A 21802-nucleotide genomic window follows, 5' to 3' on the forward strand; every position below is an offset into this window, starting at 1 on the left:
CGGCGGTACCGGGACCAGCTGCTGCTCCACCGTTCAGACCGACTCCCGCCAGTGGTTGGTGACCGGCAGCCGCCGGTCCTTGCCGAAGCCCTTGGCGGAGATCTTCGTGCCCGGCGGGTACTGCCGCCGCTTGTACTCGGCCGCGTCCACCATCCGCAGCACCCGCACCACCAGCTCGTCCTCGTACCCGAGCCCGACGATCCGCTCGCGCCCCTGGTCGCGGTCGACGTACAGCTCCAGGATCGCGTCGAGGATCTCGTAGTCGGGCAGCGAGTCGGTGTCCACCTGTCCGGGGCGCAGCTCGGCGCTCGGCGGCTTGGTGATCGAGTTCTCCGGGATCGGCGGTGTACGCCCGTGATCGGCCGCCGACCGGTTGCGCCAGCGCGCGAGCCGGAAGACGTCGCTCTTGTACACGTCCTTGATCGGCCCGAAGCCGCCCACCGCGTCGCCGTACAGCGTCGAGTAGCCGCACGCCAGCTCGGACTTGTTGCCCGGCGCGAGGACGAGATGGCCCTCCTGGTTGGAGAGCGCCATCAGCGTCGTGCCGCGCAGCCGGGCCTGGAGGTTCTCCTCGGCGACCCCGGTCAGCTCCAGGGATGCCATGTACGCGTCGAACATCGGCCCGATCGGCACCGTACGCAGCCGCAGCCCGGTGCGCCGGGCCAGCTCGGCCGCGTCCTCCTTGGAGTGCTCGGAGGAGTAGCGGGAGGGCATCGAGACGCCGTATACGCTCCGGGCGCCGAGCGCGTCGCACGCGATGGCGGCGACCAGCGCGGAATCGATCCCGCCGGACAGCCCGAGCAGCACGCTGCGGAACCCGTTCTTGGTGACGTACCCCCGCAGCCCGGCGACCAGCGCGCCGTAGATCTCCTCGGTGTCCTCCATGTGCGGGGCCTGCCCGCCGGTCTCCCACGGCGCGTCATCGGGCAGAGCATCATCGGTCAGCGGCTCGGCCGTCAGGACGACGTGCTCGATCCGCAGTCCGTCGTCCACCACCCCGGACGGCGCCCGGGGCGCGGCGGCCGGCAGGTCCAGGTCGAGCACCACACAGCACTCCTCGAACTGCGGCGCCCGCGCGAGCACCGTGCCGTCCCGGCCCACCACGATCGAGTCGCCGTCGAAGACCAGGTCGTCCTGCGCGCCGGACATCGCCAGGTACGCGATCGCGCAGCCGGCCTCCCGGGCGCGCCGCCGGACCAGCTCCAGGCGGGTGTCGTCCTTGTTCCGCTCATACGGCGAGGCGTTGACGGAGACCAGCAGCCCCGCCCCGGCCGACCGGGCCGCGGGCACCCGGCCGCCGTCCTGCCACAGGTCCTCGCAGATCGCCAGCGCCACGTCCACGCCGCGCACGCGGACCACGGGCAGCGTCTCGCCCGGCACGAAGTACCGGAACTCGTCGAAGACGCCGTAGTTGGGCAGGTGGTGCTTGGCGAAGGAGAGCGCGACCGCGCCGCGGTACAGCACCGCGGCGGCGTTCTGCGGGGCGCCCGCGGGCTGCCCGTACCGCGGCTGCGCCTGCTCGCAGTGGTCCAGATAGCCGACCACGACGGGGATGTCCCCGAAGCCCTCGTCGGCGAGCCGGGCGGCGAGCGCGCGCAGCGCGGCGCGGCTCGCCTCCACGAACGACGACCGCAGCGCCAGGTCCTCGACGGGGTAGCCGGTCAGCACCATCTCGGGGAACGCGATCAGGTGCGCACCCCGCCGGGCGGCCTCCCGGGTCCACCGCACGATCGTTTCGGCGTTGCCGGTGAGGTCCCCGACGCAGGCGTCGGTCTGGTTCAGGGCGATCCGCAGACGAGGCACGCGGCCGAGCTTAGGGGCCCGGCCCGCGGCCTGCCGGGAGGCCGGACCGACCGTCTGTCGGACGCTTCGGCCCGGCCGCCCGTACCGCCTACTTCCGGTACCCGAGGACCGTCATCATCCCCGACTCCGCGTGGTAGACGTTGTGGCAGTGCAGCATCCACAGGCCCGGGTTGTCGGCGTCGAGATCGACGTCCAGGCGGCGGCCCGGCAGCACGATCGCGGTGTCCTTGCGCGGTCCGCCGTCCGGCAGCGCGAAGGTGTGCCCGTGCAGGTGCATCGGGTGCCACATCGTGGTGTTGTTGCGGAACGACAGCCGTACGCGCTCACCGGAACGCACCGGATAGCGCTGCGACGGCGTGTACTTCTTGCCGTTGACCGCCCAGTCGTACTTCGCCATGGAGCCGGTGAGGTCGAACCGGATCGTGCGGTCCGGCGTGCGCGACGCCAGCCGCACCGATCCGTCGGCCTTGAGCCGGTCGGCCGTCAGCAGCCGCCCGTCCAGCTCCTTCGGCCGTACGGACGCGTCGGGCGCCGCGCCGTCGCCGGTGCGCAGCAGGGCCAGTCCGGTGCGCTTCTTGCCCTCGGCGAGCGCGGTCAGCGGGAAGACGCCGTCCTCGGCCGTGACCACCACGTCGTAGCGCTCGCCCATGCCCAGCAGCAGGGCGTCCGTGGCGGCGTGGGCGACGGGGTAGCCGTCGGTGTGCGTCACCGTCATGGTGTGGCCGCCGAGCGCGACGCGGTAGGCGGTGTCGCCGCCGGCGTTGATGAAGCGGATGCGGACCCGGTCGCCGGGCTTGGCGCGGAAGGTCTGCGGGTCCTCCGGGGTACGGCCGTTGACCAGGTGGTACGGGTAGTCCACGTCGCCCGCGTCGCCGCCGAGCAGCTTGCTGGTGGCGCCCATCAGCATGCGGGAGGGGCCGGTGGGAGAGGGCGCCTTGCGGCCGCCCATGGAGTGCGCTCCATGGTCCATCCCGCCGTGGCCGCCCATGTCCATGCCGCCGTGGTCCATCCCGCCGGACCCGGACCCGTGGTCCATCCCGCCCATGCCCTTGGACAGTTCGGCCAGCACCGCGTCCGGCGTGCTGCCGTCCACCCCGTCGACCCAGTCGTCCAGGACGACGACCCACTCCTTGTCGTACTTCAGCGGCTCCTTCGGGTCCTCGACGATCAGCGGCGCGTACAGGCCGCGGTCCTGCTGCACGCCCGAGTGCGGGTGGAACCAGTACGTGCCGGGGTGGCTGACGGCGAAGCGGTACGTGAACGAGCCGCCCGCCTTGACCGGGCGCTGGGTCACGTCCGGTACGCCGTCCATGTCGTTGCGCAGGGCCAGGCCGTGCCAGTGCAGGGAGGTGGCCTCGGGCAGGTGGTTGGCGAGCGTCAGCTCCAGGGTGTCGCCCGCGGTGACTCGTACCTCCTTGCCGGGCAGCTCGTCCCCGTAGGCCCAGCTGCCGACCGTACGGCCGCCCAGGTCGAGCTTGGCGGCGGTGGCGGTCAGCGCCACCTTCCGTACGGGGCCGGAGCCGCGCCTGGCCTCGGCGGCGGCCACCTCCGGGCCGTCGGGGGAGACGTAACCGCCCGGCGCCTCGGCCGGGTTGCCGGCGCCGCCGTGGCCGGAGTGGCCCTTCTGGTCGGCGGTCGAACAGGCGGCGAGCAGGCCGCTGCCGGCGGCCGCGATGCCCGCGCCGAGCACGGCGCGGCGGGTGTGCGTACGCATGCTGAAGAAACACCTCGTGGTGAAGTCGGTTTGCCGGTGGGCGCGTGGGGGCCGGGCCGCGGACGCGCGCAGGCGTCGGCGGCCGGCCGCGCTTCTACACGCGCAGGACCGAGAGCCGGGCGAGGTGTTTGTGGCGGGGGACCGGTGGCGGCAGGGGGCGCAGGCCGCGCAGCAGCCGGGCCCGTACGGCGGCGAGCAGGTCGGCGGCGCGCCGCCCCAGCAGCCGTCCCGTACGGACCAGGACGAGCACCCACAGGGAGAGCACGGCCAGGCAGACCGCGCCGGGGTTCATGGCGTGGTCGTCGTCGGCGATGGAGGAGGAGGCACGGACCGTGAGGTGCTGGGCTGTGCGTTCCTGGTCTGCGTGTTGCTGGGCTGCGTGTGCCCGGTGCGGGCCCGGCATCGGCTGCGCGTCTTCCTGGTGCGCCGCGGCCATCGGCTGATGCGCCGGGCCCATCGCCCCCGACCCGTGCCCGCCCACCGGATGCCCCAGCGTGTGCATCCCGACGATGCCGACGATCAGCGCGGCGAACAGCAGCAGGCGGCCGCACCATGCGGCGGCCTTCCCCTGTCCACGCGTCGCGTACGGCATCTCTGCACGGCCTCCCGGAATCTCTGCCCAGCACCCTACCCCTGTGGGGTATGCCGTCCGAGGGCCACCCGGCCCGCCCCCGGACCTTTACTTTGCTTATCCTTGACCTTGATGTCCGTGCAGACGAGCAAGAGCCGCCGCGCCGCCCCCGTCCTCCTCCTGCTCGGAGCGGTGGCGTACACCGCGTGGGTGCTGGAGGTGGTGCTGTCCACCGGCCTCGATCCGGTACGGACGTACGTCAGCGAACTGGCCGCCGCCGACCAGCCGCTCGGCGGCCTGTTCCGCGCCACCGACCTGGCCGCCGGGGTGCTGGTGCTGGCCGGCGCGGTGACCGCGCTGCTCACGCTGGAGCGGCGGCCCTGGGCGACGGCGGGCTGGGCCGCGCTCGCGCTCTTCGGCGGCGCCACCGCCGTCGACTCCCGGCTGCCGCTGAGCTGCGCGCCGACCAGCGACCCGGAATGCGCGGCCCGCGAGACGGCGGGCCTGGTGCCCGCCACCCACACCGCGCACGCGATCAGCAGTTCGCTGGCCATGGTGGGCGCGCTGGCCGGTCTCGTGCTGCTGACCGTCGCCGCCCGCCGGTACGGCTGGTGGCCGCCGCTCGGCCGGATCGCGCCGTGGCTGACCGCCGCCGAACTGGCCGCCACCGTCTGGACCCTCTCCTCCATCGCCGCCTTCACCGAGGGCCACGGCACCTGGGCGCTCGGCGTCGGCCAGCGCCTCCAGGTCCTGCTGGTCGCCCTGTACGTGGGCCTGCTCGCGTGGTGTGTCGGGCGAGCGGGCACCACTACGGGGAGAGAAGGGGGAACGGCATGAGCGGGGACGGCGGCAAGCGCAAGGGCCCGGCCCCCGGCCGCATGCTGCGCGTGGACGGCACGGTGCTGCACGTCCTGTGCGAGGGCGGCGGGCCGGTGTGCGTGCTCAGCGGCGGGCTGGGCGTGAGCTGGTTCGACTGGGACCAGGTCGCGGCCCGGCTCGCCCCGCACCGTACGGTCGTCCGCTTCGACCGGCCCGGCCTCGGACTGAGCGCGCCCGCCACCGGACCGCCCACCGCGGCGGGCGAGGCCGCCCGGATCGCGCGCGTCCTGGACGCGCTCGGCCTGTACGGGCCGTGCACGGTCGTCGGCCACAGTCTGGCCGCCTTCCACGCCGAGGCGTTCGCCCGGCTCCATCCGGAGCGCGCCGCGGGTCTCGTGCTCGTCGACGGCAGCGTGGAGGAGGACCCGCGCCCGCGGCTGCCGCGTACGGTCCGTACGGCCTGGGCCGGGGGCCTCGCGTCCGTCCTGTCGGCCGCCGGGCTGCCGCGCGCCCTGGGACCCACCGCGCGCCGTCTGACCGTCCGCGCCTCGACCGTGCGCAACCACCCGCGCGGCCCCCATGAGGCCGGCGCCTACCGCACCAGCCGGGTGCTGCGCGCCTGCGCCATGGAGAACGCGACGTACGCCTACCAGGCCGCCGAGGTCACCGCGCTGCGCCCGGACCATCCGCTGCGGGGCGTGCCGGTGACGGTCCTGGCGGCGTACGACGGCAGCGAGACGCCGCGCGAACTGCGCTGGCTGGAGCGTCAGCGGGCGCTGGCCACCCAGCTCGGCGGCGCCTTCGCGGTGGCCGCCCCGGCCGGACACCTCATCATGGCCGACGCACCGGACGCGGTGGCCACCGCCGTGCTGTCCCTGGCCGCCGACCCGGACCTCGAAGGGCCGCGCGGGCGCTGAGAGCCTGTGTCATGGCCCCAGCCGGGCCGGGGCCATGACACAGGCTCTGAGCCCGGAAGCGGTCACGGCTTGGCGGTGCGCCGCGCCCGCAGCTCGAAGAAGTGCGGTACGGACGCCGCGCCGACGATGGCGTCCCACAGCCGGTCGGCCTCCGCGCCGGTGGGCGTGGGCGCCACCACGGGCCCGAAGAAGCCGCGTTCGCCGCGGCGGGTGGTGATGACCGTGACGGGCGAGCCCGCGTTCTTGCCGGAGAACTCCTGCGCCTGCTCGCGGGCGCGGGCCACCTGCCGGTCCAGCGCGGCGTCGTGCAGCACGTCGGCATAGGTCGCGGCGCCCGCCTCGGCCAGGCAGCGTTCGGCCAGCTCCGGCGACGGGTCCGCGCCGCCGTCGAACACCGCGGCGCCGTACGCGGCGTACACCGTGCCGGTCAGGGTGTCCCGGCCGTCGGCGTGCGCGGCCTCGGCCAGCCGCAGCAGGCAGCGGCTCCCGGCGGCGGCCGGGCGGCGCTCGTCCGGCAGCTTGTCCGGCGGCGCGCCGTCGGTCAGGTCGAAGGCGCGGTAGGACAGCGGGATGCCCCGGCGCTCGGTGGCGTCCACCAGCCAGCGCGCGGTGCGCCAGGTCCAGGGGCACGCGGAGTCGAAGTGGAACGTCACGGCCGTGACGTCGAAGTGCTTGCTCACGGGTTCTCCTCGGCCGTCGGCGGGCACTCGGGGGGAGGCACGGACCAGGACCGGTCCGGCGCGGCGGTACGGTCCCGGGCGCCCGCGGAACAAAGCGGAATGATCCGGGCCGCCCTCTCCCGGGGTACCGCCCGCCGCACCCGGGCAAACGTGCCGGTGCCGCCGTGCGGCCCGGCGGTTCTGTTCCCGGCCGAGGGTGCGTAATGTGACGGTAACCCCCTCACGTGATACTGGTGTGCCACACCTCGTTGACCTGCGGGGGTGGACAGGCCGATTGACCTGCGAGGATTGGTGAGCCATGGACAAGCAGCAGGAGTTTGTGCTCCGTACGCTGGAGGAGCGCGACATCCGCTTCGTACGACTGTGGTTCACCGACGTACTGGGGTTCCTGAAGTCCGTCGCGGTCGCCCCCGCCGAGCTTGAGCAGGCGTTCGACGAGGGCATCGGCTTCGACGGCTCGGCGATCGAGGGCTTCGCGCGGGTATACGAATCCGACATGATCGCCAAGCCGGACCCGGGCACCTTCCAGATCCTGCCGTGGCGCGCCGAGGCCCCCGGCACCGCCCGGATGTTCTGCGACATCCTGATGCCGGACGGCTCCCCGTCCTACGCCGACCCGCGCTATGTCCTCAAGCGCATCCTCGCCAAGACCTCCGACCTCGGCTTCACCTTCTACACCCACCCCGAGATCGAGTTCTTCCTGCTCAAGGACAAGCCGGTGGACGGCACCCGGCCCAGCCCCGCGGACTCCTCCGGCTACTTCGACCACACCCCGCAGAACGTCGGCATGGACTTCCGCCGCCAGGCGATCACCATGCTCGAATCGATGGGCATCTCGGTGGAGTTCAGCCACCACGAGGGCGCGCCGGGACAGCAGGAGATCGACCTGCGCTACGCCGACGCGCTGTCCACCGCCGACAACATCATGACCTTCCGCCTGGTGATGAAGCAGGTCGCGCTGGAGCAGGGCGTGCAGGCGACGTTCATGCCCAAGCCGTTCTCCGAATACCCGGGTTCGGGCATGCACACCCACCTCTCGCTCTTCGAGGGCGACCGCAACGCCTTCCACGAGTCCGGCGCCGAATACCAGCTCTCCAAGGTCGGCCGCTCCTTCATCGCCGGCCTGCTGCGGCACGCGGGCGAGATCTCCGCCGTCACCAACCAGTGGGTCAACTCCTACAAGCGCATCTGGGGCGGCGCCAACCGCACCGCGGGCGCCGGCGGCGAGGCCCCCTCGTACATCTGCTGGGGCCACAACAACCGCTCCGCGCTCATCCGCGTGCCGATGTACAAGCCGGGCAAGATGGGCTCCACCCGGGTCGAGGTCCGCTCCATCGACTCCGGCGCCAACCCCTACCTGACGTACGCGGTGCTGCTCGCCGCCGGTCTCAAGGGGATCGAGGAGGGCTACGAACTCCCGGCCGGCGCCGACGACGACGTCTGGGCGCTGTCCGACTCCGAGCGCCGCGCCCTGGGCATCGAGCCGCTGCCGCAGAACCTCGGCGAGGCCATCGACCTGATGGAGCGCAGCGAACTGGTCGCGGAGACCCTCGGCGAGCACGTCTTCGACTTCTTCCTGCGCAACAAGAAGCAGGAATGGGAGGAATACCGCTCCGAGGTGACCGCGTTCGAGCTGCGCAAGATGCTGCCGGTCCTGTGACCGCGCACCCCGCTCCGCAGCACCAGGGGCGGCGCAGCAGCGCCTTCTCCCGGCTGCTGCGGTACGGCTTCACCGACCCGTCGGCGGCCGGGCGGCTGCTGGAGGCGCCCGAACTGGCCGCCGTACGGGACGACTCGGTGCTCCTGGAGGCGCTGGGCGCCACCGCCGACCCGGACCTGGCGCTGACCGCGCTGGTCCGGCTGGCGGAGGCGCAGGACGAGGACGAGCGGCAGACGCTGCTGTCCACGCTGATCACCGCGAAGCCGCTGCGCGACCGGCTGCTGGGCGTGCTCGGCGCCTCCGAGGCGCTCGGCGACCACCTCGTGCGGCATCCGCGCGACTGGCACTCGCTGGTCACCTACGAGGCGGCCGACCTGCACCCGGCCACGCCCGAGTTCGAGGCGGCGCTCGCCGAGGGTGTCTGGGGCGAGCCGGGCCGGGACCGGCCGCGCCCGGACGCGCTGCGCGCCGCGTACCGCCGCTGTCTGCTCGGCATCGCGGCCCGCGACGTGTGCGGGACCACCGACCTGGCCGAGACCGCCGCCGAACTGGCCGACCTGGCGACCGCGACGGTACGCGCCGCGCTGGAGATCGCCGCCGAGGAGCAGCCCACCGACGCCGCCGCCTGCCGTCTGGCGGTCATCGCGATGGGCAAGTGCGGCGGGCGGGAGCTGAACTACGTCTCGGACGTGGACGTCATCTTCGTCGCCGAGGCGCGCGACGGCGTGGAGGAGCCCAAGGCCCTCCAGGCCGCGACCCGGCTGGCGGGCCGGATGATGCGGGTGTGCTCCGACGTCACCGCCGAGGGCACCATCTGGCCGGTGGACGCCAATCTGCGCCCCGAGGGCCGCAACGGACCGCTCGTCCGCACCCTCAACAGCCACCTCGCCTACTACGAACGCTGGGCCAAGACCTGGGAGTTCCAGGCCCTGCTGAAGGCCCGGCCGATGGCGGGCGACGCGGAGCTGGGCAAGGAGTACGTGGCCGCGGTCACCCCGCTGGTCTGGCAGGTCTCCGAGCGCGAGAACTTCGTCACCGACGTACGGCAGATGCGCCTGCGCGTCGTGGAGAACATCCCCGCCGCCCAGGTCGACCGCGAACTGAAGCTCGGCCCCGGCGGGCTGCGGGACGTCGAATTCGCCGTCCAGCTGCTCCAGTTGGTGCACGGGCGCAGCGACGCGACGCTGCACAGTCCGAGCACCCTCGACGCCCTCTCGGCGCTGGCGGCCGGCGGCTATGTGGGCCGCGAGGACGCCAAGGCCCTGGACGCCGCGTACTGCTTCCTGCGCACCCTCGAACACCGCATCCAGCTCCACAAGATGCGCCGTACCCACCTGATGCCCGAGGACGAGCCCGACCTGCGGCGCCTGGCCCGCTCGATGGGCATGCGCACCGAGCCGGTGGAGACGCTGCGCAAGGAGTGGAAGTGGCACGCCCGCGAGGTGCGGCGGCTGCACGAGAAGCTGTTCTACCGGCCGCTGCTGGACGCCGTGGCGCACCTGGAGGCGGGCGGCACCCGGCTCTCCGCCAAGGCCGCCGGCCAGCGCCTCGAAGCGCTCGGCTACGCCGACCCGGTCGCCGCCCTGCGCCACCTCGAAGCGCTGGCCTCCGGCGTCACCCGCAAGGCCGCCATCCAGCGCACCCTGCTGCCCGTCCTGCTGGCCTGGTTCGCCGACTCCGCCGACCCGGACGCCGGACTGCTCAACTTCCGCAAGGTCTCCGACGCGCTCGGCAAGACGCCCTGGTACCTGCGCCTGCTGCGCGACGAGGGCGCCGCGGCCGAGAACCTGGCCCGCGTCCTGTCGGCCGGCCGCCTCGCCCCCGACCTGCTGCTACGCGCGCCCGAGGCGGTCGCGCTGCTCGGCGCCAAGGACGGCTTGCAGCCGCGCGGCCGGGCCGCCCTGGAGCAGGAGGTGCTGGCCGCGGTCGGCCGCGCGGAGAATGCCGAGCAGGCCGTCGCGGCGGCCCGCGGCGTACGGCGGCGGGAGCTGTTCCGTACGGCGGCGGCCGACCTGATCGGCGCGTACGGCACCGACGGCCACCCCGCCGAGCAGGACCGCGGGCACGCCGCCGACGTGGTCGGCGGCGCCGTCTCCGACCTGACCGCCGCCACCATCGCGGGCGCGCTCCGCGCCGCCGTACGCGACCAGTGGGGCGACACCCTGCCCACCCGCTTCACCGTCATCGGCATGGGCCGCTTCGGCGGCCATGAGCTGGGCTACGGCTCGGACGCTGACGTGCTGTTCGTGCACGAGCCGCGCGAGGGCGCCGACGAGCAGGAGGCCGCCAAGGCCGCGCACGCCGTCGCCAACGAGATGCGCCGCCTGCTCCAGCTGCCGTCGTCCGACCCGCCGCTGCCCATCGACGCCGACCTGCGCCCGGAGGGCAAGACCGGCCCGCTGGTGCGCACCCTCTCCTCCTACGCCGCCTACTACCGGCGCTGGTCGCTCGTCTGGGAGGCGCAGGCCCTGCTGCGCGCCGAGCCGGTCGCGGGCGACGCGGAGCTGGGGGAGCGGTTCATCGAGCTGGTCGACCCGCTGCGCTACCCGGTGGAGGGCCTGGGCGAGGACGCCGTACGCGAGATCCGCCGGCTCAAGGCCCGCATGGAGACCGAACGGCTGCCGCGCGGCGCCGACCCGACCACCCACACCAAGCTCGGCCGCGGTGGCCTGAGCGACGTGGAGTGGACCGTGCAGCTGCTCCAGATGCGGCACGCCTGGGCGGAGCCGGGCCTGCGCACCACCCGTACGCGTACGGCGCTGGCCGCGGCCCGCGACGCCGGGCTGCTCGCCACGGAGGACGCGCAGATCCTCGACGAGGCGTGGGTGCTCGCGTCGCGGGTGCGCAACGCGGTGATGCTGGTACGGGGCCGCCCCGGCGACACCTTCCCGTCCGACGCGCGGGAACTGGCGGCGGTCGGCCGCTACCTCGGCTACGCGGAGGGGCACGTCGGGGAGATGCTGGACGACTACCGGCGCACCACGCGCCGGGCCCGTGCGGTGGTCGAGACGATCTTCTACGGGGCGTCCTGAGGCGGGCGCCGGGGGCGCGGCGGCCTCAGACCGCGGCGACCCGGCGCGGCAGCCGGTGCGGCAGCGCCGCGTACCAGGCGAAGGCCAGGCCGATGCCGAAGGCCAGGCACAGGATGCCGCCCACCGCGTCCAGCCAGAAGTGGTTGGCGGTGGAGACGATCACCACCAGGGTGGTGGCCGGGTAGAGCAGGCCCAGCACCTTGGCCCAGACGGGCCTGGCGATCAGCGCGATCATCACACCGCACCACAGCGACCAGCCGATGTGCATCGAGGGCATCGCCGCGTACTGGTTGGACATCGAGGCGAGGTTGCCGGAGGCCATCGAGCCCCAGGTGTGGTGGACGATGACGGTGTCGATGAAGCCGCCGCCGTTCATCAGGCGGGGCGGGGCCAGCGGGTAGAGGTAGTAGCCGAGCAGGGCGACGCCGGTGGTCGCGAAGAGCGCGAGGCGGGCGGCGGCGTAGCGGCCGGGGTGCCAGCGGTAGAGCCAGACCAGCACCCCGATGGTCAGTATGAAGTGCAGCGTGGCGTAGTAGTAGTTCATCGAGACGATGAGCCAGGTCACCGAGTCCACGGCGTGGTTGACGGTCTTCTCCACCGCTATGCCGAGGGTCTGCTCGGCCCGCCAGATCCAGTCCGCGTTCTTCAGCGCCTGGGCCTTCTGCTCGGGCACGGCGTTGCGGATCATGGAGTAGACCCAGTAGCTGACCGCGATCAGCAGGATCTCGAACCAGAGCCGTGGGGTGCGGGGGGAGCGCAGGCGGGCCAGCCGGCCGCCGGAGGACACGCTCGGCGCGTCGTCCTCGGCGGGCGGCGGTACGGCCGTACGGCCGTCAAGAGTCTTCACATGCGCTTCACCCATAGGCAGACAGTCTGCCAGAAAGGGGTCCGCGGCCGATCACCCTCCGGTCGGGTCCCGAGCGGCCCCGCGTAGCACTTCAGGGGGAGGGGAAACCCTTACGTACGGATTCCATCCGTATCAGAGGAGACGGCCGGACCGGGAATCCGGGCGGTCCTCGGAACGGAGGCGGTCGATCCGCGGACCACCAGCTCCGGGTGGAAGACGTACTCGCTGTGCGGCGCCGGGGTGCCGCCGACCTCCTCCAGCAGCGCGCGCACGGCCGCCTGGCCCATCGCGGTGACCGGCTGCCGGATCGTGGTCAGCGGCGGGTCCGTGAAGGCGATCAGTGGGGAGTCGTCGTAGCCGACGACGGAGACGTCCCGGGGCACGTCCAGGCCCTGCTGCCGGGCCGCCCGGATCGCGCCCAGCGCCATCATGTCGCTGGCGCACACCACCGCCGTGCAGCCGCGGGAGATCAGCGAGGCGGCCGCGGCCTGCCCGCCCTCCAGGGTGTACAGGGAGTGCTGGACCAGCTCCTCGGCGGCGGCCCGGTCCAGGCCCAGCTGCTCGCGCATGCTGTGCAGAAAGCCCTCGATCTTGCGCTGGACCGGCACGAAGCGCTTCGGGCCGACCGCCAGCCCGATCCGCTCGTGGCCCAGCGCCGCCAGATGGGTGACGGCGAGGCGGATCGCGGCCCGGTCGTCGGGCGAGATGAACGGCGCCCGCACCTTGTCGGAGAAGCCGTTGATCAGGACGAAGGGCACGCCCTGGCCGCGCAGCTGCTCATAGCGCTGCATGTCGGCGGAGGTGTCGGCGTGCAGCCCGGAGACGAAGATGATCCCGGCGACGCCGCGGTCCACCAGCATCTCGGTCAGCTCGTCCTCGGTGGAGCCGCCCGGCGTCTGGGTGGCCAGCACCGGGGTGTAGCCCTGGCGGGTCAGCGCCTGGCCGATGACCTGCGCGAACGCCGGGAAGATCGGATTGTCCAGCTCCGGCGTTATCAGGCCGACCAGCCCGGCGCTGCGCTGCCGCAGCCGTACCGGACGCTCGTAGCCGAGCACGTCGAGCGCGGCCAGCACGGACTGGCGGGTGGTCGCGGAGACGCCGGGTTTTCCGTTGAGCACCCGGCTGACGGTGGCCTCGCTGACACCCGCCTGTGCTGCGATATCGGCCAGCCGGGCGGTCATGGGTGGGACTGTACCGGTCGCCTCCCGGATTGCCCACGTTGCCCGCGCCCATGGCGGGCGGACGGCGCTGCGGGCCCGCCCGCCGCGCCGTCCCTCAGAGCCCCCACCAGGTGCACGAGTCACCCGGCAGCAGGGCGGTGTCCCCCTCGGCCGCGAGCGTCGTGGAGGAGAGCAGCACCCGCCCGGGGCGGGGGAGTTCGACGGCGCGGTCCAGGGTGTTGAGGGTGCACAGCAGGTCGGTGTGGCCCGAGCGGCCGGTACGGGCGAAGGCCAGCACCCCGTCGGGCGCATCGGCCCAGGCCAGGCTCCCGTCGCCGAGGCCGGTGCGGGCGCGGCGCAGGGCGAGGGCGGCGCGGTACAGCTCCAGGGTGGAGGCCGGGTCGCCGGTCTGGGCCCGTACGGACAGGTCCTTCCAGGCGCGGGGCTGCGGCAGCCAGCTGCCGCCGGGCCCGAAGCCGTACGCGGCCGTCTCGCCGCACCACGGCAGCGGCACCCGGCAGCCGTCGCGGTGCCCGTCCTGCCCGTCGCCGCGGAAGAACGCCGGGTCCTGGCGCACCTCGTCGGGCAGATCGGTGACCTCGGGAAGGCCCAGTTCCTCGCCCTGGTAGAGGTAGGCGGAGCCGGGCAGCGCGAGCATCATGAGCGTGGCGGCGCGGGCCCGCCGCAGGCCGCCGAGCCGGGTGGTGTGCCGCACCACGTCGTGGTTGGACAGCACCCAGGAGGTGGTGGCGCCGACGGAGGCGGTCGCGGCCAGCGAGGCGTCGATGACCGCGCGCAGCGAGGCGGCGGACCAGTCGGCGGTCAGGAACTGGAAGTTGAACGCCTGGTGCAGCTCGTCGGGCCGTACGTACAGGGCCAGGCGCTCGGGGGAGGGGGCCCAGGCTTCGGCGACGCCGATGCGCTCGCCGGGGTAGGAGTCCAGCAGGCGCCGCCAGGCGCGGTGGATCTCGTGGACGCCGTCCTGGTCGAAGAAGGGCAGCACCTGGCTGCCGATGAGCTTGGCCTGTTCCTTGTGGCCGATGTCCGGCAGCCCCGGCGCCTTGATCATGCCGTGTGCCACGTCGATGCGGAAGCCGTCCACCCCGAGGTCGAGCCAGAAGCGCAGGATGGCCTCGAACTCGGCGTGCACCTCCGGGTTCTCCCAGTTCAGATCGGGCTGTTCCGGGGCGAACAGGTGCAAGTACCAGTCGCCGCGTCCGGTGCGGGTCCAGGCGGGTCCGCCGAAGACCGACTCCCAGTCGTTGGGCGGCAGCTCGCCGTCCGCGCCCTTGCCGGGCCTGAAGATGTAGCGCTGCCGGGCCAGTTCCGGGTCCTGGAACCAGGGGTGCTGGTCGGAGGTGTGGTTGGGCACGATGTCGACGATCACCCGCAGGCCCAGTGTGTGTGCGGCCCGTACGAGGTCGTCGGCGTCCTGGAGGCTGCCGAACAGCGGGTCGACGGAGCGGTGGTCGGCGACGTCGTACCCGCCGTCGGCCTGCGGCGAGGCGTAGAACGGGGTGAGCCAGACGGCGTCCACGCCCAGGTCCCGCAGGTACGGCAGGCGCTCCCGGGCGCCGCGCAGATCGCCGATGCCGTCGCCGTCGCAGTCCGCGAAGGACCGTACGTACACCTGGTAGATGACGGCGTCGCGCCACCAGCCCGTACGGCCGTCGGGAGTGTGGACCGCGCGGGCGCGGTCGGTCGAAGTCAGCTCCTGGGTCATCCGGCATCCCTGTCGAGAGTGGGGCGATTCGGGGCAGAGCGTCCATGCATCGTCTTGCAGGGTCCAGGCATCGATCGGCGGACGGTCGTCTACGGAATCAACGCGCGGGGCACGGCGGGGTGACGGGCCGGTGGGCGCACAAGCCCCTGGTGAGCGGCTTGCCGGGGTGCGCGGGGCGCGGTGCGCGCGGGCGCCGCCCCCGGCAAACCGTTCCGGCGGCTTTGCAGAAAGTTGCCGCAAGGTCTTTCGAATTCATTTCCGCGCTGTTACGTTCCTGTCCGCCATCACAGGCGTTCCGAACGGCCGTACGAGGCGTTCCGGCGCCATCTCGGGCGTTCCCTTAAGGAGTTCACATGCGGCGTGGCATGGTGACCACCGCGTTGGTCGCGGGTCTGGCAATGGCGGCGACGGCCTGCGGAGGCGGCGGCGGAGGCGGCCGGCAGAGCGGGGGCGAGCTGTCGGGCACCGTGACCTTCTGGGACACCTCCAACGACGCCGAGAAGGCGACGTACAAGAAGCTGGCCGAGGACTTCGAGAAGGAGCACCCGAAGGTCGACGTCAAGTACGTCAGCGTCCCGTTCGGCGACGCCAACGCCAAGTTCAAGAACGCCGCGGGCGGCGGGGCCGGCGCGCCCGACGTGATGCGCACCGAGGTCGCCTGGGTCGCCGACTTCGCCAACCTCGGCTATCTCGCGCCGCTGGACGACACCCCGGCCCTGGACAACCCGGGCGACTACCTCCCGCAGGCGCTCGGCAGCACCAAGTTCAAGGACAAGACCTACGCGGTCCCGCAGGTCACCGACACCCTCGGCCTCTTCTACAACAAGCGGCTCCTCAAGGAAGCCGGTGTCGAGGTCCCCAAGACCTTCGCCGAGCTGTCCGCCGCCGCCAAGAAGATCAAGGACAAGACCGGCGCCACCGCGCTCTACCTGCGCGGCGACGACCCGTACTGGTTCCTGCCGTACCTGTACGGCGAGGGCGGCAACATGGTCGACGCGCGCGACAAGATCGTGGAGATCGACGACGACGCGGGTGTCAAGGCGTTCAAGGCGATCAAGGACCTGGTCGACTCCAAGGCCGCCGTCACCGACGCCACCGACGGCCAGGAGAACCAGCTCAAGGCCCTGAAGGACGGCAGTGTCGCGATGGCGATCAGCGGTCCGTGGGACATCGAAGGCGTCCGCGCGGGCAAGGAGTTCAAGGACAGGAAGAACCTGGGCGTCGCGCCCGTGCCCGGCGGCAGCGCCTCCCAGGGCTCCCCGCAGGGCGGCTGGAACCTCTCCGTCTACGCCGGCTCGAAGAACCTCCAGGCGTCCTACGCCTTCGTGAAGTACATGAGCTCGGCGAAGGTGCAGCAGCAGACCACCGAGAAGCTGAGCCTGCTGCCCACCCGCAAGTCGGTGTACGAGGTCCCCTCCGTCAAGAACAACGAGATGGTCGGCTTCTTCAAGCCCGCCGTCGACAAGGCCGTCCAGCGCCCGTGGATCGCCCAGGGCAACTCCCTCTTCGAGCCGATCAAGGTCCAGATGAACAAGGTGCTCACCGGCGCCGCCACCCCCGAGCAGGCCGCCAAGGCCGTCGGCGACAGCTACCGCAAGATCCTCAAGGACTACAAGTGACGGAAGCGGTACGGATGTCCCGGGCCCGGCGCAAGGAAGCCGCCTCCGCCGGTGCGCCGGGCCGGGTACGCAAAGCCCTGGCCACCCACTGGTACGCCTGGACCATGGTCGCCCCGGTGGTGCTCGTCATCGGCGTCATCATCGGCTACCCGCTGGTCCGCGGCCTGTACCTGTCGCTGACCGACGCCAACGAGGCCAATGTCGAGCGCAACATCGGCATGAACCACATCCCGGCCACCTACCGGTTCACCGGTCTGGACAACTACACCGAGATCCTCGGCGACGGCGTCTTCTGGGGCCGGCTCGGCTGGACCGTGGTGTGGACGGTGGCCTGCGTCGGACTCACCTTCGCCATCGGCCTGACCCTGGCCAACCTGCTCAACCGCAAACTGCGCGGCCGCACCTTCTACCGCCTGGCGCTGATCCTGCCCTGGGCGATCCCCGCCTTCGTCTCCGTCTTCACCTGGCGGCTGCTCTACAACGAGAAGAACGGCCTGCTGAACAAGCTGCTGGCGGGCGGCGGCATCGACGCGGTGCCGTGGCTGAACGACCCGACCTGGGCCAAGCTGTCGGTCATCGCCGTCAATGTCTGGCTGGGCGTGCCGTTCATGCTCGTCGCGCTGCTGGGCGGCCTCCAGTCCGTTCCGGGCGAGCTGTACGAGGCCGCCGAGATGGACGGGGCCAATGCCTGGCAGCGGTTCCGCAACATCACCCTGCCCAGTCTGCGCGGGGTGAGCGGCACCGTGATCCTGCTCTCCACCATCTGGACGTTCAACATGTTCCCGGTGATCTATCTGCTCACCCGGGGCGGCCCGGGCGACGCCACGGAGATCCTGGTGACGTACGCCTACCGGCTCTCCTTCGTCGACAGTCCGCGGGACTTCTCCGGCTCGGCCGCCTGGGGCGTGCTGATCCTGCTCCTGCTGTCCATGATCGCGGTGGTCTACCGCCGTTCGCTCCGCAAGCAGGGAGAGGTGTGGTGATGGCGAAGCTGTCACGTCACAAGCGCGGCCCACTGGCGTCCGTCGGCCTGCATCTGACCCTCCTGACCGCCGCCGTCATCGCGGTCTTCCCGCCGCTGTGGCTGCTGGTCACCTCCTTCAAGCCGAAGAACGACGCCTTCACCACCGGCCTGGTCAGCAACTTCACGTTCGCCAACTACCGGCATGTGGTGGCCGACACCCAGTTCCTGACCTGGTTCGGCAATTCGGTGGTCGTCGTCGGCGTCACCACTGTCCTCGGGGTCTTCGTCGCGGCCACCACCGGCTACGCCGTCAGCCGCTTCCGCTTCCCCGGCATGCGCCCGCTGATGTGGCTGCTGCTGATCACGCAGATGTTCCCGGTCGCGGTGCTGATCGTGCCGCTGTACAACCTGATGGCGAGCCTGGGCCTGCTCAACCAGCCGGCCGGTCTGGTCATCACGTACCTGACCATCGCCGTACCGTTCTGCGCCTGGATGATGAAAGGTTTCTTCGACACCATCCCGGTGGAGATCGACGAGGCCGGACGCGTGGACGGCCTCAACCCCTTCGGCACCTTCTGGCGCCTGGTCCTGCCGCTGGCCCGCCCCGGCCTGGCCGTCACCGGCTTCTACACCTTCGTGACGGCCTGGGCCGAGGTCGCGTACGCCTCCGCCTTCATGACCGGCGAGGAGAACCTGACCCTCGCCGGCGGCCTGCAGACCTTCGTCAACCAGTACCTCAACGACTGGGGCTCGATGACCGCCGCCGCCGTGATCATCGCGGTGCCCGCCGCCCTGGTCTTCGCCTTCGCCCAGCGCCACCTCGTCGCCGGACTGACCGCCGGCACCACCAAGGGATGACATGACCACCCAGCACACCGACGCCACCGGAGCGACCGCCGAGACCCAGTGGTGGCGCGACGCGGTGATCTACCAGGTCTATCCGCGCAGCTTCGCCGACGGCAACGGCGACGGCATGGGCGACCTGCCCGGCATCCGCGCCCGCCTGCCGTACCTGAGGGACCTCGGCGTCGACGCCGTCTGGCTCAGCCCCTTCTACTCCTCCCCGCAGGCCGACGCGGGTTACGACGTGGCCGACTACCGCGTCATCGACCCGGCCTTCGGCACCCTCGCCGACGCCGAGGCCGTCATCCACGACGCGCACGGCCTGGGCCTGCGCATCATCGTGGACGTGGTCCCGAACCACTGCTCCGACCAGCACGCGTGGTTCCGGCAGGCGCTGGACGAGGGCCCCGGCTCGACGCTGCGCGAGCGCTTCCACTTCCGTAAGGGACGCGGCGAGAACGGTGAACTCCCGCCGAACGACTGGGAGTCCGTCTTCGGCGGGCCCGCCTGGACCCGCGTCACGGACGGCGAGTGGTACCTCCACCTCTTCGCCCCCGAACAGCCCGACTTCAACTGGGACCACCCCGCCGTCCAGGACGAGTTCCGCTCCATCCTGCGCTTCTGGCTCGACCTCGGCGTGGACGGCTTCCGCATCGACGTGGCGCACGGCCTGGTCAAGGCCCCGGGACTGCCCGACATGGGCCACGCCGACCAGCTCAAACTGCTCGGCAACCAGGTGCTGCCCTTCTTCGACCAGGACGGCGTGCACGCGATCTACCGCTCCTGGCGCAAGGTCCTCGACGAGTACGCGGGCGAGCGCATCGGTGTCGCGGAGGCATGGACCCCCAGCGCCGACCGCACCGCCCTCTACCTGCGCCCGGACGAGCTGCACCAGGCGTTCAACTTCCACTACCTCGGCACCGGCTGGGACGCCGCCGAACTGCGCGCCGTCATCGACGCCTCCCTCGACGCGATGCGCCCGGTCGGCGCGCCCACCACCTGGGTCCTGTCCAACCACGACGTCGTACGGCACCGCACCCGCCTCGGCGGCGGCGAGCGCCGGGCCCGCGCCGCGGCCCTCCTCATGCTCGCGCTGCCCGGCTCCGCCTACGTCTACCAGGGCGAGGAGCTGGGCCTGCCCGAGGTCACCGACCTGCCCGACGAGGTCCGTCAGGACCCGTCCTTCTTCCGCGCCAACGGCCAGGACGGCCTGCGCGACGGCTGCCGGGTGCCGATCCCGTGGTCCGGCGACACCGCCCCGTACGGCTTCGGTACGGGCGGCAGCTGGCTGCCGCAGCCACCGGAGTGGGCGCGGCTGAGCGTCGCCGCCCAGACCGGCGACCCGGCCTCCACGCTGGAGCTGTACCGTACGGCCCTCAAGATTCGCCGCGAGCACCCCGGCCTGGGCGCGGGCGACGCGGTCGAGTGGCTGGGCGCGCCCGAAGGCGTGCTGGCCTTCCGCCGCCCCGGCGGCTTCGTCTGCGTCGTGAATACGACAGCCGAACCGGTCCGCGCCCCGGCCGAACCGTCCTGGCGCCTGCTGCTGGCCTCGTCCGACCTCCTCACCGTGGACGACGAGCTGACGATCCCGGCGGACACCGCCGTGTGGTGGGAAGCGTGACGGACCACCCCGACGTGCCGTCGGCCGGGGGCAACGGCCCCCGGCTGGCGCACATCGCCGCGCAGGCCCAGGTCAGCGAGGCGACGGTCAGCCGGGTGCTCAACGGGAAGGCAGGCGTGGCCCGGGGCACCCGGCAGCGGGTCCTGGCGGCCCTGGACCTACTCGGCGGCGAGCGCCCCGTACGGCTGCGGCGCACCAGCGCGGGCCTGGTCGGCCTGATCGTCCCGGAGCTGACCAACCCGATCTTCCCGGCCTTCGCCCAGCTCATCGAACAGGCCCTGGCGGGCCACGGCTACACCCCCGTCCTGTGCACCCAGCTCCCCGGCGGCGCAACGGAAGACGAACTGGTCGAGCAGCTGGAAGCCCGCGGCGTCACCGGCATCATCTTCCTCTCCGGCCTCCACTCCGACAGCACCACCGACCCCGCCCGCTACACCCGCCTCACCGACCGCGGCGTCCCGTACGTCCTCATCAACGGCTACCACGAGGACATCGCCGCCCCCTTCGTCTCCCCGGACGACCGGGCGGCGGCCCGCATGGCCGTACGCCACCTCGCCGAACTCGGCCACCGCGCCATCGGCCTGGCCGTCGGCCCGGCCCGCTACGTCCCCTCGCGCCGCAAGGCCGAAGGCTTCGTCACGGCCCTCACCGACACCCTCGGCCTACGCCGCGCACAGGCCGAACGCCTCATCCGCCACACCCTCTTCGGCGTCGAGGGCGGTCACGCGGCAGCCGCCTCCCTGCTGGACGCCGGCTGTACGGCGGTCGTCTGCGGCAGCGACCTGATGGCCCTCGGCGTCGTCCGCGCGGCACGGCAGCGCGGCCTTGACGTACCGGCCCAGGTCTCCGTCATCGGCTTCGACGACTCCCAGCTCATCGCCTTCACCGACCCGCCGCTGACCACCGTCCGCCAGCCGGTGCGGGCGATGGCCACGGCGGCCGTGGACGCGCTGATCGAGGAGATCCGCGCGCGTGCGGACGGCGACCGGCCGCCGGACCGCCACACGGAGTTCGTCTTCCAGCCGGAGCTGGTGGTACGGGGGTCGACGGGGCCGGCGGTCATGGCCGCACCCCCGGCGGGCCCGGCCGCGCCGGGCCGGATCAGTGGTCCGGCGGAAGACGCAGGCGCCCGGAGATGACGGCGCGGGCGACATGCAGCAGCGGCAGGTCGTGGCGCCAGGCGTGCGCGCGCAGGCGTACCAGGGCTTCGTCGATGCTCACGTCGAGGTGGGCGGTGAGCATGCCGGCGGCCTGGTGCACCGCGGCGCGGTGCAGGGCCGGGCCGTCGGACCCGGCGGCCAGGGAGTGGGTCGGGGTGTGCATCAGCAGCTCCAGGGCCACGCGGGCGAACCGGGTGAAGTCCTGGTACTGGGGGTCGGGGAAGGGGCCGGGGGCGATGCGGTAGCCGGTCAGGACACCGGCGGTGGCGACGCCCAGCATCAGGGGCACGGCGAGGACGGCGCGGGCCGGTGTACGGGACGCGGCGGGAGCGAACAGCGGCCACCGCTCGTTGGGGGCGACGCCCAGGTCGGTCTCGACGACGGTACGCCCGGACCTGGCGGCCTCCAGGGTCGGGCCTTCGCCGAGGGTGTACTGCAGGTCCTCCAGTTCCGGGCCGAGCGGGTCGGCCGGATCGGCCCACAGCAGTTCCAGCATGCCGCGCCGGGAGCGCAGGGCGAGCGTCAGGGCGTCGAGGCGCAGCAGACGGGCGGCCTCGGCCGCCGGCGCGTCGGACAGATCGCCGCCGGTGTCGGCGGCACGGCGCAGACTGTCCAGAAGATCGGTGAACTCACCGCGGATCATCACACATCCCCCCCCGGACCGAGCTG

At 72.5% G+C, this 21802-nt stretch carries 17 protein-coding genes; 9 read left to right on the forward strand and 8 right to left on the reverse strand.

Translation table 11 applies throughout. The annotated features are described in order from the left end of the window. Nucleotides 1-33: 33 nt before the first annotated feature. From ADK86_RS17285 to ADK86_RS42335, 3 genes are all read right to left on the reverse strand, one after another. Complete coding sequence (locus tag ADK86_RS17285) at nt 34-1803, reverse strand: NAD+ synthase (protein ID WP_053697374.1); 1770 nt, start codon at nt 1801-1803, stop codon at nt 34-36. An 88-nt stretch (nt 1804-1891) separates the two neighbouring features. Then, a complete protein-coding gene (locus tag ADK86_RS17290) occupies nt 1892-3517 on the reverse strand; it encodes a multicopper oxidase family protein (protein ID WP_053697375.1) in 1626 nt (541 codons plus the stop codon). Nucleotides 3518-3611: 94 nt separating this feature from the next. Then, nucleotides 3612-4109: a hypothetical protein gene (locus tag ADK86_RS42335; RefSeq protein WP_053697376.1), complete on the reverse strand. Its 498-nt coding sequence runs from the start codon at nt 4107-4109 to the stop codon at nt 3612-3614. Between the two features lie 111 nt (nt 4110-4220). Between ADK86_RS42335 and ADK86_RS17300 the strand changes: the two genes are divergently transcribed. Next, the gene (locus tag ADK86_RS17300) at nt 4221-4925 is read left to right on the forward strand and encodes a DUF998 domain-containing protein (protein ID WP_053697377.1); all 705 of its coding nucleotides are present in this window, start codon (nt 4221-4223) and stop codon (nt 4923-4925) included. Continuing rightward, on the forward strand, nt 4922-5824 hold the full coding sequence (locus ADK86_RS17305; protein ID WP_078952086.1) for an alpha/beta fold hydrolase: 903 nt from the start codon (nt 4922-4924) through the stop codon (nt 5822-5824). Before ADK86_RS17300 ends, ADK86_RS17305 begins: the two co-directional genes overlap by 4 nt. A gap of 62 nt (nt 5825-5886) precedes the next feature. Here ADK86_RS17305 and ADK86_RS17310 read toward each other — a convergent pair whose 3' ends face one another. Further along, a complete protein-coding gene (locus tag ADK86_RS17310) occupies nt 5887-6504 on the reverse strand; it encodes a DsbA family protein (protein WP_053697378.1) in 618 nt (205 codons plus the stop codon). Between the two features lie 298 nt (nt 6505-6802). Here ADK86_RS17310 and ADK86_RS17315 point away from each other — a divergent pair, with 298 nt between their 5' ends. Further along, nucleotides 6803-8164 (forward strand): glutamine synthetase family protein, encoded by a 1362-nt coding sequence (locus ADK86_RS17315; RefSeq protein WP_003982840.1) that lies wholly within the window; start codon nt 6803-6805, stop codon nt 8162-8164. Next, a complete protein-coding gene (locus ADK86_RS17320; protein WP_053697379.1) occupies nt 8161-11196 on the forward strand; it encodes a bifunctional [glutamine synthetase] adenylyltransferase/[glutamine synthetase]-adenylyl-L-tyrosine phosphorylase in 3036 nt (1011 codons plus the stop codon). The genes ADK86_RS17315 and ADK86_RS17320 overlap by 4 nt, the downstream gene beginning before the upstream one ends. A 25-nt stretch (nt 11197-11221) precedes the next feature. Here the strand turns inward: ADK86_RS17320 and ADK86_RS17325 are convergent, their stop codons facing one another. From ADK86_RS17325 to ADK86_RS17335, 3 genes are all read right to left on the reverse strand, one after another. Beyond that, nucleotides 11222-12058 carry a phosphatase PAP2 family protein gene (locus tag ADK86_RS17325; RefSeq protein WP_078952087.1) on the reverse strand — a complete coding sequence of 279 codons (837 nt, stop codon included), beginning with the start codon at nt 12056-12058 and terminating at the stop codon, nt 11222-11224. A 95-nt stretch (nt 12059-12153) separates the two neighbouring features. Then, nucleotides 12154-13224, reverse strand: a complete 1071-nt coding sequence (locus ADK86_RS17330) for a LacI family DNA-binding transcriptional regulator (protein ID WP_053697381.1) — start codon at nt 13222-13224, stop codon at nt 12154-12156. 94 nt (nt 13225-13318) lie between these two features. After that, a complete protein-coding gene (locus ADK86_RS17335) occupies nt 13319-14926 on the reverse strand; it encodes an alpha-amylase family glycosyl hydrolase (RefSeq protein WP_053697382.1) in 1608 nt (535 codons plus the stop codon). Nucleotides 14927-15279: 353 nt separating this feature from the next. On the opposite strand from ADK86_RS17335, the gene ADK86_RS17340 reads away from it, so the two are divergent. Genes ADK86_RS17340 through ADK86_RS17360 form a run of 5 tightly spaced genes read left to right on the forward strand, consistent with a single transcriptional unit; the run spans nt 15280 to nt 21112 of the window. Continuing rightward, nucleotides 15280-16545, forward strand: a complete 1266-nt coding sequence (locus tag ADK86_RS17340) for an extracellular solute-binding protein (protein WP_053697383.1) — start codon at nt 15280-15282, stop codon at nt 16543-16545. Beyond that, on the forward strand, nt 16542-17528 hold the full coding sequence (locus ADK86_RS17345; protein ID WP_420718858.1) for a carbohydrate ABC transporter permease: 987 nt from the start codon (nt 16542-16544) through the stop codon (nt 17526-17528). Before ADK86_RS17340 ends, ADK86_RS17345 begins: the two co-directional genes overlap by 4 nt. Further along, nucleotides 17528-18367, forward strand: a complete 840-nt coding sequence (locus tag ADK86_RS17350; protein ID WP_053697384.1) for a sugar ABC transporter permease — start codon at nt 17528-17530, stop codon at nt 18365-18367. The genes ADK86_RS17345 and ADK86_RS17350 overlap by 1 nt, the downstream gene beginning before the upstream one ends. 1 nt (nt 18368) lies before the next feature. After that, nucleotides 18369-19973 (forward strand): glycoside hydrolase family 13 protein, encoded by a 1605-nt coding sequence (locus ADK86_RS17355; protein ID WP_053697385.1) that lies wholly within the window; start codon nt 18369-18371, stop codon nt 19971-19973. Next, nucleotides 19970-21112, forward strand: a complete 1143-nt coding sequence (locus ADK86_RS17360; protein WP_053697415.1) for a LacI family DNA-binding transcriptional regulator — start codon at nt 19970-19972, stop codon at nt 21110-21112. The genes ADK86_RS17355 and ADK86_RS17360 overlap by 4 nt, the downstream gene beginning before the upstream one ends. On the opposite strand, the gene ADK86_RS17365 is transcribed toward ADK86_RS17360, so the two are convergent. After that, on the reverse strand, nt 21075-21776 hold the full coding sequence (locus tag ADK86_RS17365) for a GAF and ANTAR domain-containing protein (RefSeq protein ID WP_053697386.1): 702 nt from the start codon (nt 21774-21776) through the stop codon (nt 21075-21077). The genes ADK86_RS17360 and ADK86_RS17365 overlap by 38 nt on opposite strands. Nucleotides 21777-21802: the final 26 nt, after the last annotated feature.

The organism is Streptomyces sp. NRRL F-5755, from assembly GCF_001279365.1.
Classification (GTDB): Bacteria; Actinomycetota; Actinomycetes; order Streptomycetales; family Streptomycetaceae; genus Streptomyces; species Streptomyces rimosus.

What these genes read in the sequence shown, in the direction of transcription:
- ADK86_RS17315 (WP_003982840.1), top strand. Translation starts at nt 6,803, where the DNA reads ATGGACAAGCAGCAGGAGTTTGTGCTCCGTACGCTGGAGGAGCGCGAC.
- ADK86_RS17290 (WP_053697375.1), bottom strand. Translation starts at nt 3,517, where the DNA reads ATGCGTACGCACACCCGCCGCGCCGTGCTCGGCGCGGGCATCGCGGCC.
- ADK86_RS42335 (WP_053697376.1), bottom strand. Translation starts at nt 4,109, where the DNA reads ATGCCGTACGCGACGCGTGGACAGGGGAAGGCCGCCGCATGGTGCGGC.
- ADK86_RS17335 (WP_053697382.1), bottom strand. Translation starts at nt 14,926, where the DNA reads ATGACCCAGGAGCTGACTTCGACCGACCGCGCCCGCGCGGTCCACACT.
- ADK86_RS17300 (WP_053697377.1), top strand. Translation starts at nt 4,221, where the DNA reads ATGTCCGTGCAGACGAGCAAGAGCCGCCGCGCCGCCCCCGTCCTCCTC.
- ADK86_RS17305 (WP_078952086.1), top strand. Translation starts at nt 4,922, where the DNA reads ATGAGCGGGGACGGCGGCAAGCGCAAGGGCCCGGCCCCCGGCCGCATG.
- ADK86_RS17325 (WP_078952087.1), bottom strand. Translation starts at nt 12,058, where the DNA reads ATGGGTGAAGCGCATGTGAAGACTCTTGACGGCCGTACGGCCGTACCG.
- ADK86_RS17350 (WP_053697384.1), top strand. Translation starts at nt 17,528, where the DNA reads ATGGCGAAGCTGTCACGTCACAAGCGCGGCCCACTGGCGTCCGTCGGC.
- ADK86_RS17330 (WP_053697381.1), bottom strand. Translation starts at nt 13,224, where the DNA reads ATGACCGCCCGGCTGGCCGATATCGCAGCACAGGCGGGTGTCAGCGAG.
- ADK86_RS17365 (WP_053697386.1), bottom strand. Translation starts at nt 21,776, where the DNA reads ATGATCCGCGGTGAGTTCACCGATCTTCTGGACAGTCTGCGCCGTGCC.
- ADK86_RS17340 (WP_053697383.1), top strand. Translation starts at nt 15,280, where the DNA reads ATGCGGCGTGGCATGGTGACCACCGCGTTGGTCGCGGGTCTGGCAATG.
- ADK86_RS17355 (WP_053697385.1), top strand. Translation starts at nt 18,369, where the DNA reads ATGACCACCCAGCACACCGACGCCACCGGAGCGACCGCCGAGACCCAG.